Source organism: Nitrososphaera sp., from assembly GCF_050748925.1.
Taxonomy (GTDB): Archaea; Thermoproteota; Nitrososphaeria; order Nitrososphaerales; family Nitrososphaeraceae; genus Nitrososphaera.
Genome location: NZ_JBOGQF010000047.1, coordinates 1 through 12,968, shown reverse-complemented (window position 1 = coordinate 12,968; position 12,968 = coordinate 1). Strand labels below are relative to the sequence as shown.

Genomic DNA, 12,968 nt, shown 5'->3' with positions numbered 1-12,968 from the left:
GGGCTATACTGCGCGACGCGTTTCACACAGAAAGCGGCCTGCTTACCTTAAAGATCCGTCCTCAGGAGGGCGACCTTCGCATCAACGCCACCGTGGAGGACTTTTTACAGTCATACAAGGCCGACCCTGGCGGGACCATAAACATCACCGGGCCTCTGCTGCTAGAGGGCGGCCTCTACCATTTCCGAATCACGCTGCTCACCATTGACAGCATAAAGTCAATATTCCCGCCCGGCGACGAGCCTGTCTTTGACACGTATCTTAGCGTGGGCGACGTGGTCACGCAGGACGTGCAATATGAAGGTGAGAATTATCCAACAACTCTTATTTCATACTATGACCGGGTGACTGACTTTTCCTTTAATGCGGATACGCTGACGTACAGCTGGGCGATGCCTTTTGACTGGGACATGGAAAGGATCGAGTCTGCCCTGAACATTTTTGTCCACGAAGAAGTCAAGGTGCCCAAGTCGCTTGCCGGCATCGGCGACGTCAACGCCTTTGAGGCGACGGTGAACGAGATGCCGATAAGCGGCAGGATGCTGGCAGTAGACCCGTTCTCGTCAGAGACTGAGCTGATACTGCACTTTCTCATAAACAAGAACGACATACTTGCAATGGCAAACCAGATCCCTGATGGGAAATCGGAGATGACATTCTCGTTTGCGCCCGCTTCCGATGATGGAGACAAGACCAGCGGCGAGATAGCCACAGACACGGGCGGCATCCATGTCAAGCTAAAGTGGGACCCGCGCCAAATGAGCGCCGGCGAAGAGGAAACCCTCGACTTGGAATTCGTCGACGCGTTTTCCGGCGACAAGGTGACCTCCGACGTCACTTACGACCTGCGCATCATTGACGGTGGGGGCGAGGAGGTGCTTGCGCTAACTGACCAGGTGGCCGAGGGCGGGGTTGACAGCCAGCAGATGGCCTTCCCCGCCGACGAGAGCTACCGCGTCGAAGTCGAGGTAAAGGCAATTACAGCCGATGGCCAGACGCCCGACCTGACCCGCAACGGGGTGGCGCGCGGCATCGTCGTGGTGCCCGAATTCCCTGCAGGTGCAATGCTGGCAATAGCTGGCCTCTTGGGAGCTGCAGTGGCTGCAAGCAGGCTAGTCAGGCGGAAATGAAGGCCGGCTTTTCCGGCTAGCAGGAAACAATGATCACCAGAAAGGATGGTCAGATATTTGTCAGATAATAAGATAGCCTGACAAGACGCAGCTTGTGGCCGCGCCCTGCCAGACGTTTGTTCCCCATCGGTTTGGTCGATGTAACCTTCATCACGCGGGATGATAATTTAAACGTGGTGCCTGTGCCGCATGAAGCTGGCTGGAGGTCTACAAGTTGATAGGCGCAGGTCAAATATATCCAGAAATACCTTTAAATGACTAAATGCCGTACGATTTCCAGTAATGCCAGTCGTAGGGATTGATGATCTGGCTATCTATGTCCCCAAACTTTACATTGATTACAAGGATTTTGCCCTAGCCAGAGGCATTGATCCCCAAAAGCTAGAATACGGTATAGGCATCCGCAAGATGGCCATAGCCGACACCAACCAGGATCCTGCCTGCATGGCTGCCAACGCTTGTTTAAAGCTGATGCAAAAGAACCACCTGCACCCGCAGGACATTGGCAGGGTCTATGTCGCGACAGAGTCCGCACTTGACGAATCCAAGGCTCTCAACTCGTTTGTCATAGGCATGCTCGAGCAGGTCTATGGCGACGGCTCTTTTGAGCATGCCGGCGGCATCGAGTGCAAGTTTGCCTGCGTCTCCGGGTCGTATGCGCTCCATGACAACGCCAACTGGATACGCGCCGAGGAGAACGGCGGCAAGGCGGCAGTCGTCATCGTGAGCGACATTGCGAAATATGACCTTGGCTCTGCCGGCGAGTACACGCAGGGCGCAGGCGCCGTCGCGCTGCTTATAAAAGAGCAGCCGCGCCTCATGGCGTTTGACCCCAAAGTCGCTTCTACGGTAATAAAGAACGAATACGACTTTTACAGGCCCTTTGGCAAGGAAACACCTCTCGTCAACGGCGGCTATTCTAACTTGCTATACCTCATCCAGGTGAGGAAGGCCTTTGACGCCTACAAAGAAAAGGCGCTCAAGACAGGCCTGATAAAACTGAGCGAGGGCGAGGCCATTACCGATCACATCGACTTTTTCTCCGTCCACCTGCCTTACCGCAGGATGGGCGAAAAGGCGCTTGCATACCTGCTGAGGCACGAGTGGCGCCACCTGCCTCGCTGGAAGCACGTCACAAAAGAGGTCGGGACGGTCGAGCCGCAGCCCAAGGACCCGCGGGGCACTATTGAATCGATACTTGCAGACACTGATTTCATGAAGGCAGACGAGCAGTTCCGGCGCACCTTCATGCTGACGTCGTTCTACAACGAGACGTACGAGAAAAAGATGGCCAGCTCGCTAGAGTTGTCTACCGTCATCGGCAACCTCTACACTGCCTCGATGTACATGGGCCTGCGCAGCCTGCTGGAATTTGAGCACAAGAAAGGCACGGACCTTGACGGCAAGCGCGTCGGCTTTGGCTCGTACGGCAGCGGCAGCAGCGCGATGGTGTTTTCTGGCATAATCCGGCCAACTTATGAAGAAGTCGTCAAGAGCATGGACCTCGAAATAGACCTTGGCGACCGCATAAAGCTCTCGATAAGCGATTATGAGAGGCTCCATCGCAACGAACTGGAGTTGAACGAGTCAGTCACAAAGGCGCACAAAGAGTTCGTGCTGGTGGGCGTGGGCGGCGAGACTGCCGACAAGGCCGGCTTCCGTGAATACGACTACATCAGTTAGCTGACCAGCTTGAACTCAATGCCTTTCTTTTTGAACATCTCTATCAGGCGCTGCGAGTGCTTTTCGCTCTCCAGCTCCAGGCTGAGGTAGACGCCCGCAGTCCCTGCCGGTATGTTGGACGAGAGCCTGTCGTGCTCGACTTCGACGATGTTTACCGAAAGTTCAGAGATGCCGTCCACCACTTCCTTTAGCGCGCCCGGCTTGTCCGGCAGCAGGATAAAGATCTTGACCATCCTGCCCATCTGCATGAGGCCCTTTGCCACCACCTGGCCGAGCAGGTACATGTCGACGTTCCCGCCCGACAGTATGGACACGACGCTCTCATTCTTGCCGGCGCGGTGGCCGTTTGACAGCAGGTACGCGAGGCTCGCGGCCCCTGCCGGCTCGACCACGAGTTTTGCCCGCTCCATGAGGAGGAACATAGTCTTTACTATCGCCGTGTCGTCTACGAGCACGATGTCGTCAAGGTGCCTGCTTATGATTTCATAGGCGAGCTTGCCGGGGCTTTTCACGGATATGCCGTCTGCAATCGTATAGCCTGCCTTCATCGACTGGAGCGAGCCCTTTTCGACAGAGTCCTTCATGGCGGGAAACGCCTTTGACTCTACGCCTATTATCTTGACGCTTGGCCTGCGCTCCTTGACCGCGATTGCGACGCCTGCCGCAAGCCCGCCCCCGCCCACGGGAAGGTATATCCTGTCCATGTCGGGTATGTCTTCAAGCAATTCGAGGCCGATGGTGCCCTGCCCCGCGATGACGTCGGGATCGTCAAAAGCGTGAATGATTGTCATGCCCTCTTTTTTCGCTATCTCTTGCGTCGCCTCCCAAGCCTCGTCATAGTTGTAGCCCTGCTGCACCACCCTGGCGCCGTACGATTTTGTGGCCGCGACCTTGGCCGGCGAGGCGTTCTTGGGCATCACTATCGTGCACGGCACGCCCTTTTTCGCGCTTGCGTACGCGACTCCCTGGGCGTGGTTGCCTGCCGACGCGGCGATGACGCCATAGCCGGCCTGCTTCTCTGACAGTTTGCTGACCTTGGCCATCGCGCCGCGGACCTTGAACGAGCCGGTCAGCTGCAGGCATTCCTGCTTCAGGTAAACACCAGTGCCGGCAAGCCTGGAAAACGTCCTTGAATGCTGGACCGGCGTCTTTCTCACAGTGCCTTCCAGCAGCTCCCTGGCCTTTACAATGTCTTCAAAGGTAGGAGCCTTTTGCATTCCGGGCTTCCACACGCTGTCGTGGTTCAACCTAGCAACAGGAGCCGGGCGCCTTAATTATAATTTGCCCCAAGGTTCAAAAGGCGATGCTTCCAATGCATTGCGATGAGTAGCGGCGTAGCAGCAGTAACAGGCGGACTTGCAGTCGGCATAGCGTTTGTGGTAATGTTTTCCTTGTTCGCTATACCATCCGGGTTCCGGGGCGACGTCGAAAACGTCGTCATCACGCTTGAAAGGACGCCGTGCTTTGGCTTTTGCCCATCATACCACGTGGCAGTCTATGGGAACGGCACCGTTGTTTATGAGGGCCGGGACTTTGTCGAGGTAAAAGGGGAGCAGAGGTCCGAGATACCCCAGCAAGACGTCAAGGAACTCATCGACGAGTTTTATGCGGCCGACTTTTTCTCGCTCCGCGATCGGTACGAGGCGCAAATAACGGACCTTCCTTCGCAGACGACTTCGATAACAATCGACGGCACGACAAAGACAGTCTACCGCTACGGCTTTGAGCCGGAAAGGCTGGCGATGCTTGAAGACCGGTTAGATAAAGTGGCGGGGACAGAAAAATGGGTAAAGTGAGAAGGCTTACTGCGGGCAGCCTTCCATCTTTTGGATCCAGTAGCCTGCCTGCTTGATGGATTTCTCCACAAATGGCGGGGCTTCCTGTATGTGGCAGAACTGGCACTCTTCTGAGGTCATCTTTTGCCCTGCCTGGCCTACCTGGCTCAGGTACTGGTGGCCGTACTCGATGGCCTTTTCGTGCGGCGTGCTTGCCTCGACTATGACGTCAAAGTGCATCGTCCTGCCGTCCTTCTTTTGCACGTATGTATCGTAAACTGCGCATTCCATATCCAAAAAGGCGCTGGAAACGGTATTTAATCTATGAGCCTCCTTTTCCTACCTGATAAAGTGGGATTCAAGGTTACCATTGTGCCGGCCAGTCTGACTGCCTAGGTCGCCGGACTTTCCGAACATCGCCCTGCTCAACAAGTGCAAAGCGTCGATAGCTACAGTTTAAATCCGATTCTGGCAATATTTTTGGCATGATGGCCGGCTCTGTCAACTATAAAGCCCGGAATTTTCCCCCGGATTTTGCGTGGCTCAACACCGCCCGCCCTCTCTCCCTTGAAGACCTGAAGGGTCAGGTCGTCGTGCTTGATTTCTGGACGTACTGCTGCATAAACTGCATGCACACGCTCCCCGCCCTTGACTGGCTCGAGAAAAAGTACCGCGGGCAGCCCGTGGCCTTTATCGGCGTCCATTCTGCCAAGTTCCCTAACGAGCAGCAGGCTGAAAACGTGCAGGAGGCGATAGGCCGGTACGAGATATCGCACCCTGTCGTCGTTGACAAAGAGATGAAGATCTGGCGCCTGTACAACGTGACTGCGTGGCCCACGATTGCCATAGTCGACCCCAAGGGCAACGTCGTCTACCAGCAGGCCGGCGAGGGCCAGCGCGACGAGCTTGATGACGTCATTGGCGTACTTTTGGAACAGCATAAAAAAATGGGCACGCTTGCAGGCGGGCCTCTGGAGATTGACAGGCCCGCGCAGGCAAAGCCGGGCGTGCTTTCGTACCCCGGCAAACTGGCGCTGTCGCCGGACGGCACGATGATTGCGATAAGCGACTCTAACCACAACCGCGTGCTTGTCGCAGACGCGCAAACCGGCAAAGTCGTCCACAACGTTGGCGGGAAGGGGCGCGACCTTTACGACGGCGGCTTTTCCGAGGCGCGCTTTTTCCGCGCGCAGGGGCTCGCATGGGTCGGTGACAAGATTTACGTCGCCGACACCGAGAACCACGCGCTTCGCGAGATAGACCTTGCCTCTAAAATGGTCAGAACGCTGGCAGGCAACGGCCGGCAGGGGCACTGGGTGTTCGGCGCGCAGACGGGCAGGACAACGCAGTTGAGCTCGCCCTGGGACCTTGCATATGCCGACGGCTTTTTGTTCATCGCCATGGCCGGCCTCCACCAGGTGTGGGCCTACCACATCGAGTCGGGCAAGATAGGGCCGTTTGCAGGGTCCGGCCATGAAAGCATTGTCGACGGCTCGCTGGCAGAGGCCCAGTTTGCACAGCCAAGCGGCCTTTCTGTATATGGCAACTTTCTTGTCGTCGCTGACAGCGAGGTGTCCGCCATCCGGCTAGTCGACCTTGCCAGCAAAAAGGTGCACACGCTCGTCGGCGAGGGGCTGTTCGAGTTTGGCCACCGGGACGGGCCGGTAGCCCAGGCGCGCCTCCAGCACCCGCTCGGCGTCCACTGCGCCGGCAACAGGATCTATGTCGCAGACACGTACAACCATGCAATCCGGCTCATCGACCTTGACGCGCAGCAGGCGTCTACTGTCGTCGGCAAGGCCGACATGAAGACGATATGCAACATCGACGATCCTTTGTGCGACACGCTCGGGCTGTACGAGCCGTCTGACGTAAAGCGGCGGGGAAGCGTGCTCTACATTGCAGACACGAACAACCACCTTGTCCGCACGTTTGACCTTGACAAGATGGTGCTCAGGACGCTCGCAATAAAAGAGTAAAGATTTTCTGCCCCGCCTTCCTATGTAAGGAGATGTACCCATCAGACATATTCTCTAGGCTGTACGCCGGCGAGGAGGGCGACAAGCTTTACCCAAAAGAGGAAGAGCCTGTAGAGGGCATCGAAGACGTCCTGCAGACCAACATCTTTAACGTGATGCTCAACCGCAGGTCGCAGCGCAAATTCGAGGACAAGCCGGTGGAGGACTGGAAGACGGAGATGATATTTGCAGCAGCCGACACGGCGCCCACGGCCGGCGGTTTCCAGGGATTCGAGATATTCAATGTCAAGAGCGCGGAAATAAAGGCAAAGCTGGTCGAAGGCGCAAACCGGCAGCCTTATGTGAACGCGCCGGTGGTGCTTGTCTTTTGCATGAACCCTGCAAGGGTGAAACTGAACTTCCAGCCTGAAATCATCAAAAAGTTTTCGGTGCAGGACGCCACGCTAGCGGCCGCGTACTCGCAGCTGGCGGCGCACGCCCTGGGCCTTTCAAGCGTGTGGATTGGGATGATAGACGAAAAGAAGGTGATGGAGGCGCTTGGCACCGAACTCGTCCCGTCGTCGGTGCTGTGCATAGGCTACCCGCAAAAAATGCTGCAGGCAAAGCCAAAGCGCAACCTGGCAGAGCTGATACACACGGTTCAGTAGCCGGCATCCATGTAGAAGGTGAGCGTGTCTCCCTTTTTCAGGAGGCTGGTCTTGTCGGCGCGCTTGGCCTTGGTGTCTAGGAGCTGCACGTTGACCACGTCCTTGCCAAACGCCATGTCAAGGCTCATTTCGACGCTCCCCGGCACCCATGCATCGTCGAGCGCGTGGTCGAGCACTATACCTTCCATCGGGATTATCACCTTGCCCACCTTGACTACGTTGTCCACCATGTTGCTTATGCGTATGCGCACTATGGCTTCTTCATACTTGATGGCAACAATCTCGCTTTCCTTGGGGCTCACCTCTGCTTCCTTGTACCTGCACACAACGCCCGTCTCTGGCGGGCCATAGAGCGCGAACTGCTGCCTGGCAAGCGAAAACGCGTCCAGCAACAGCTCTTCATCCTTTGACTGGCGGTACACGCCTATCTCTATCGGGATCTTTGAATAGAGCACGGCCTCGCTCTTCTGGTCGAGCACTATCTGCGACTTGAACTTCAGGTAGACGTTGCTGGCCGCCTTTACTAGGGTCTGGAACGGCGGGATTGGGAATATGCCCACGACCACGTCTTCGCCGCTGTCTGACATTATTATGGACTCTGACTGGAGCGCGTCGCCAAGGTACCTCCTGTAAACAAACACAGGGCTTGAGCAGTCTATCACCAGCCTGTTATGCCCCAGATTGACGACATAGTCCTGCATCCCGTGCCGGAGGATGTAGCGGCCGAGGAGTTCCTGCACGCCATGAAATTTGCGCCATCACTAGTAAATCTTTCCAGACAACATATACATACAAGCTACGACAATTTACGCGCCTTGACAGGCGTGGTCAGCGCGATATTTGGTCTGCCGGACCAGGTGAGCGTCTTTGGGCTGGACGTCGCGCCGTTTGCAATCCTGCTTACGATAATCATTGTCGTCGCCGGCTTTATCGTCGCGCACGCCATCCGGCTGCTCGTGACCCGCTACATCGGCACAAGGCTGCCGATTGACGCAAGGCGCACCACCGGCAGGATGATCTATTATGGCGTAGTGGCCATTGCGCTCCTGTCTGCACTGGGGGTCTCGGGCCTTGACCTCTCCGGGCTGTTCATTGCAGGCGGCTTTGCCGGCATCATCGTCGGCTTTGCCACGCAGTCGCTCTTTTCCAATCTCATCTCGGGGATATTCCTGCACATAGACAAGCCGATGAAGATAGGCGACCCCGTCCTGATAACCGGCAAGTTGCCTGAGGTGGCCGGCATCGTGGTGGAAGTGACGGCGCTTTCGTCGCGCATGCGCATGTTTGACGGGACATACGTCCGGCTGCCAAACAGCGACGTGTTCCTGTCGCAGATACGCAACTTTTCAACCGCGGTCGCAAGGCGCGTAGAGCTGACAGTTAGCATAGCCTACAAGGAAGACACTTCCAGAGTCCTCGGCCTGATACGCAAGAGCCTCGACGAGACGCCGCAGGTGCTTGTAGAGCCGGCGCCGGATCTCTACGTCGACAAGCTGGCAGACTCGTCTGTCGAAATCAACGTCTGGTGCTGGGTGCCCTTTTCCGTCTGGTTTGACATGAAGAAAAAGCTGGTAGAGCAGGTAAAGCACGTGCTTGATGCAAACGGGGTAGAGATGCCCTTCCCCCAGCGCGTCGTCTACATTTCCAGAAACGAGCCGGCCCGGCCTGATCCGGGCAAAGAGCCTCCCCTCGACAAAGAGCCTGCCTCTGTCGGCGTCAACGTACAGGAAATGTCCGAGCACCGCTAGCGCGTACAGCATCGCCACCGCCTACCATAGCCATCTGCGCAATGGTAGTGTTCCTTGCAAGAAAATGGCTACTTGGATTTCTTGACCGTTTTGGCTACTGCAAGGAGCTCGGCTGCAACGCCCTCGCCTTCCTCCTTTGGTATTTTTGGCGTCTCAAACACAGCCTCCCTCTTGTTTGTCTTGCGGTTCTTTATCAGCTCGACGTCAAAGTACGTGCAAAAGCCCTCCTCACCCTGCATCAGCCTGTTGTGGTCAATGTAGGCATGCGAAGTCTGGTACAGCTCGATCATCAGGTCGTTCAGCTCTGCAAAGAGCGCGCTCTTTTTCTTGCCCATCTGCTGGAACTCGGAAAACTCGTTCTCGACCGACGTGGCCTTTTTGTCAAGTGCCTCTGCAAGCTTTTCATCGTCAAACATTTTCGTAAACAGGTCCTCAAAGCCAAGCTCTGCAAACCCGCGCTTTTCAAGCTCTTTCTGGAGGGCCTTGTCTGCCTTGCCGGTCATGTCCTGGAACATCATGGCAGCATTGTCCACCATGCCTGCAAGCTCTTTCTGGATTTCAATGACGCGCTTGTCTGCCTTGTAGTAGGGCAGGGCGTGGTACTGGACGCCAAAGTAGCCGGAAACGTGATACTTGCCGACGTCTTTGTTGAACTGGCAGAACAGGCGGTGGAGGTCTTCGGTTTTCGAGTTTGATATGCCGTTTGCAAGCCAGCCTTCCATCCCGTTTGTCAGGCGCTGGTAAAAGTTCTGGACGTTCTGCGGGTCAAACGTGTCTACCTGGGTCACGGTGCCGTCGCCCAGCATCGCGTTTGCTTTGCGCATCTCTGTGGAGGGCTTTATCGACTCGGTGTACGCCTCCAGTATCTTTTCAAAGGCCGAATTGACCTGCTTGGAAAAGTGGTCGCTCCCCTTGAGCGGTATCCTCATTCGCCGCTGCTGGGCGCCCCTAACATATATTCTCAATGAATTTTCTTGAGATCTGGTCAATCTAGACGATGGACGCCAATGTTGGCCGCTTTTGGAAAGTCATTTTTATCATAATTACGACAGGTAACCAGCAAAGGCCGGATCCCATATTCAGTACGGCTTTTGCAGGCAACGACGCAATTCCCACCTGCCCCTCTGCGGAGGGGCAGGATTCACAAAGGTGCTCTTTTTCCGGAAACACCGAGATCAAGTCTTTAATATTTCGCCGGATATCCTGTCTCACCGGATGCAGAGTCAGGATTGGTACATGGTAGGTCGTTGGCTTGCGTGCGTTGCCTGCATGTTCCCGTTCTACGATGGCCGTCTGTGCACGGGTCGCGGCCGGGTCGATGGGGCGCCCGGCCCCGGCCTTCCTCATGACTGGGCCGGTCCAGACCCTGGCGCTAGAACCTCAATGACTTTAAATCTCGCGACAGACAATAACGGGCTGGCTCACCGTGGCGCCCGAGAAAAAGGAAGACAAGAAGGAAGTCAAAAAGGAGGACGACAACAGCACCAAGGCGCTGCTCGGCATGATGATGGGGAGTGGAAGTGGGAACAAGTCCAAGGTCGTCGACTCTGAAACCCTGGTCGCGCAGACGCAGGACCGGCTCTGGCGGGCGCTAAAGCGCCGCTACCAGTACGACTCGTCCCTGCAACCTGCGCAAAACTATTTGCTGGACCACGTGAGTAGCAAGATACCTCTTGTGATAATGTACGCCGACCTGGTGGGCTCGACGAACATGAGCATGTCGCTCCCTGTAGACAAGCTTGTCACCATCATACGCTCGTTCACGCAGGAGATGTCGTCGGTGGTAGAGAGCCACGACGGCCTCGTGCTGAAATACGTCGGCGACGCCATAATCGCGTTCTTTCCGGCCAGCTACAACAGGTACATGGCGTGCGACAAGGCCGTCCAGTGTGCCAAGTCCATGATAACAGTCGTCAAAAACGGCATCAATCCAATCCTCAACCAGTACGACTATCCCGAGCTTGCAGTCAAGATAGGGGTAGATGTGGGGGACAACGTCATCGTCCAGTACGGCCATGACAAGAGCTCGCCCATCGACATCCTGGGCTACTGCATGAACATTGCGGCCAAGATAACGTCACTCACGGGCCCTAACAGGATATCAATAGGAGAGGACGTCCACGCGCTATTACACCCATCAGAGAAGGCAAAATTCAATGAAATGAAGTTGAACCCTGAAGACTGGAAGTACAGAAACCGCCAGACGGACCAGCTCTACAGGGTGTATGCCGCAAAAGAAAAAGGCTAGCGGTACGATTTCTGTTTTCTGCGCCTTGCGCCGGGGCCGCCGAACTTTTTCGATTCAGACTGCCTGTGGTCGCCTGCGAGAAAGTGCCTGTCGTACTCTGTCAGCTTTTTGCGTATCTCTTCCCGGGCACTCTTGGGAAACGGGTGTTCCTTGGGGTCCTTGTCGCCCTTGACATCGCCAGTGAGCGCGCGCGAGATTGCGACCGCGCTTGCAAACGCCTGGCCCATAAAGCCGCCACCTGCGACCTGGACGTTGATGTCGACCCTGTTGCGCATCTCGCCAACCAGCGTCAGCGGCGTCAATACTAGTTCTTTGGCGACTTCGGGCTGCACGAGCTCTGCCGGGACGTTGTTAATCCTTACCTTGCCCGTGCCCTTTGCAATAGTTGCGATGGCCTTGCTGGTCTTTCTCTGGCCCGGATAGAGGTCTATCTTGGCTGTCATGGAATTCCCTTCCATCCTATCTGCTTGGCGACGTCTCCAACCGTGATATAGTATGCCTCTGGCTTTGTTATCTTGGAATCTTCAAACGACTGCATCTTGGCTTTCTTCATTTCTTCTGGGACCCCGATATATACTCTGAGACGTTGGAAAGCCTCGATGCCTGTCGTCTTTTGCTTTGGCACCATGCCCCTGACCATCTTGGTCAGCATCGTGTCCGGACGCCTCGGGTGGAACGGGCCGTGTATTGGGTTCGTCACCGAGTTAATTTCAAGGTGCTCCTTGTACAATTCGATGGTCTTGTAGCGGTTGCCTGAAAGCATGGCCTTCTCTGCGTTGACTATGGAGACCTTGTTGCCCTTTAGCAAGAGCTTTGAAACGTGCGAGCACATCCTGCCTGCGATGCAGTTGGTCGCGTCGACTACGATGCTCTGCGGTTTGCTGCTGTTATTGTCAGCCAATTATGCGCACCCCTTTGCCATCCGGATACTTTTTGATCAAGTCTTCCAGCGTCACGACCTTGCCGCCCACGTTTGCAATCTTTTTCACTGCGGTCTCTGAAACCGAGAAAGCGCACACCGTCAATTTGTGGCCCAGGTTGCCTGTACCGAGCACCTTGCCCGGCACCATTATTACCTCGCTTGCCTTTGTGACCTGCGCAAGCTTGCCCAGGTTGACCTCGCTCTTGTTGGACCTCGGGCCCGACACGCGGTATTCGAGATCCTTCCAGATAGGCGCCTTGTTTCCCTTGGCCGCCTTGCGGAGGGTCCAAACTGTATTGTCGACTAGAGTATTAGCAAACATACGTCTATACGCTCCTAATCAAATCTCGAATCCCCAAATAAACGTACCTAGGCGCTCTTGGGGATCTTTAACGACCCCATGACCTGCTTGAAATTCTTTATCTTGGACTGCATGCGCTCCAGGGATTCCTTCAGGATCTCTTCTGCGGTGAGCGCGCCGTTTGTTTCTATCATCAGTATGATCTCGCTTTCGTTCTTGCCGTCCTTGACGACTGCCGCCGACGTCGGCTGCCACTTGGCGTGCTGCTTGCCTATGCCCAGGCGCGCGTACGCCTCGAATTTCAGCTTTTGGCTTGGCGCCAGGACGACGATGGGGATGTCCTTGCTGACCGGCTTTACCATCTCGTCTTCAGAGACCATCTCGCCAGAGGTCACCACCTTGGTCTTGTCAGTCGCCTCTGCGTCAAGCACGAGCAGTACCCTGCACTTTGAACAGCCAAGCGTGCTCCCGCAATCACACTCATGGGGCATCACGAACCTGCCCGGATCGGTGCGGAGCGGGATGAGGCCTAGCC

Annotated in this window: 14 protein-coding genes and 1 pseudogene; 7 read left to right on the top strand and 8 right to left on the bottom strand. The window is 55.9% G+C overall.

The window, feature by feature from the left end; all coding sequences use genetic code 11:
• Both ACREAY_RS05600 and ACREAY_RS05595 read left to right on the top strand, forming a co-directional pair.
• A pseudogene (locus ACREAY_RS05600) lies at positions 1-1,130 on the top strand (hypothetical protein); the annotation flags it as partial.
• A 282-nt stretch (positions 1,131-1,412) separates the two neighbouring features.
• Positions 1,413-2,813, top strand: coding sequence for a hydroxymethylglutaryl-CoA synthase family protein (locus ACREAY_RS05595; protein ID WP_431754776.1), 1,401 nt, complete (start codon positions 1,413-1,415; stop codon positions 2,811-2,813).
• Here the strand turns inward: ACREAY_RS05595 and ilvA are convergent.
• Positions 2,810-4,030, bottom strand: a complete 1,221-nt coding sequence (gene ilvA / locus ACREAY_RS05590; protein WP_431754778.1) for a threonine ammonia-lyase — start codon at positions 4,028-4,030, stop codon at positions 2,810-2,812. The two genes, ACREAY_RS05595 and ilvA, sit on opposite strands and share 4 nt — an antisense overlap.
• A gap of 105 nt (positions 4,031-4,135) precedes the next feature.
• Here ilvA and ACREAY_RS05585 point away from each other — a divergent pair, with 105 nt between their 5' ends.
• Entirely contained in the window at positions 4,136-4,609 is a 474-nt protein-coding gene (locus ACREAY_RS05585) for a DUF6438 domain-containing protein (RefSeq protein ID WP_431754775.1), read from the top strand.
• Between the two features lie 6 nt (positions 4,610-4,615).
• On the opposite strand, the gene ACREAY_RS05580 is transcribed toward ACREAY_RS05585, so the two are convergent.
• Positions 4,616-4,879, bottom strand: coding sequence for a DUF2024 family protein (locus tag ACREAY_RS05580; protein ID WP_431754774.1), 264 nt, complete (start codon positions 4,877-4,879; stop codon positions 4,616-4,618).
• A 194-nt stretch (positions 4,880-5,073) separates the two neighbouring features.
• On the opposite strand from ACREAY_RS05580, the gene ACREAY_RS05575 reads away from it, so the two are divergent.
• Entirely contained in the window at positions 5,074-6,567 is a 1,494-nt protein-coding gene (locus ACREAY_RS05575; RefSeq protein ID WP_431754773.1) for a thioredoxin-like domain-containing protein, read from the top strand.
• A gap of 32 nt (positions 6,568-6,599) precedes the next feature.
• The gene (locus ACREAY_RS05570) at positions 6,600-7,214 is read left to right on the top strand and encodes a nitroreductase family protein (RefSeq protein ID WP_431754772.1); all 615 of its coding nucleotides are present in this window, start codon (positions 6,600-6,602) and stop codon (positions 7,212-7,214) included.
• On the opposite strand, the gene ACREAY_RS05565 is transcribed toward ACREAY_RS05570, so the two are convergent.
• Positions 7,208-7,954, bottom strand: coding sequence for a DUF432 domain-containing protein (locus ACREAY_RS05565; protein ID WP_431754771.1), 747 nt, complete (start codon positions 7,952-7,954; stop codon positions 7,208-7,210). The genes ACREAY_RS05570 and ACREAY_RS05565 overlap by 7 nt on opposite strands.
• 84 nt (positions 7,955-8,038) lie before the next feature.
• Between ACREAY_RS05565 and ACREAY_RS05560 the strand changes: the two genes are divergently transcribed.
• Positions 8,039-8,962, top strand: a complete 924-nt coding sequence (locus tag ACREAY_RS05560; protein ID WP_431754777.1) for a mechanosensitive ion channel family protein — start codon at positions 8,039-8,041, stop codon at positions 8,960-8,962.
• A 68-nt stretch (positions 8,963-9,030) separates the two neighbouring features.
• On the opposite strand, the gene ACREAY_RS05555 is transcribed toward ACREAY_RS05560, so the two are convergent.
• Positions 9,031-9,891 carry a hypothetical protein gene (locus ACREAY_RS05555; protein ID WP_431754770.1) on the bottom strand — a complete coding sequence of 287 codons (861 nt, stop codon included), beginning with the start codon at positions 9,889-9,891 and terminating at the stop codon, positions 9,031-9,033.
• 497 nt (positions 9,892-10,388) lie between these two features.
• Here ACREAY_RS05555 and ACREAY_RS05550 point away from each other — a divergent pair, with 497 nt between their 5' ends.
• Positions 10,389-11,210 (top strand): adenylate/guanylate cyclase domain-containing protein, encoded by an 822-nt coding sequence (locus tag ACREAY_RS05550; protein WP_431754769.1) that lies wholly within the window; start codon positions 10,389-10,391, stop codon positions 11,208-11,210.
• On the opposite strand, the gene rpsI is transcribed toward ACREAY_RS05550, so the two are convergent.
• From rpsI to ACREAY_RS05530, 4 genes are all read right to left on the bottom strand, one after another.
• Positions 11,207-11,653 (bottom strand): 30S ribosomal protein S9, encoded by a 447-nt coding sequence (gene rpsI / locus ACREAY_RS05545; protein ID WP_431754768.1) that lies wholly within the window; start codon positions 11,651-11,653, stop codon positions 11,207-11,209. The genes ACREAY_RS05550 and rpsI overlap by 4 nt on opposite strands.
• Positions 11,650-12,111 (bottom strand): 50S ribosomal protein L13, encoded by a 462-nt coding sequence (locus tag ACREAY_RS05540; RefSeq protein WP_431754767.1) that lies wholly within the window; start codon positions 12,109-12,111, stop codon positions 11,650-11,652. The genes rpsI and ACREAY_RS05540 overlap by 4 nt, the downstream gene beginning before the upstream one ends.
• A complete protein-coding gene (locus ACREAY_RS05535; RefSeq protein WP_431754766.1) occupies positions 12,104-12,454 on the bottom strand; it encodes a 50S ribosomal protein L18e in 351 nt (116 codons plus the stop codon). The genes ACREAY_RS05540 and ACREAY_RS05535 overlap by 8 nt, the downstream gene beginning before the upstream one ends.
• Before the next feature lie 47 nt (positions 12,455-12,501).
• Positions 12,502-12,968 (bottom strand): DNA-directed RNA polymerase subunit D (locus ACREAY_RS05530; RefSeq protein WP_431754765.1); only part of this gene is annotated, 467 nt, incomplete at its 5' end.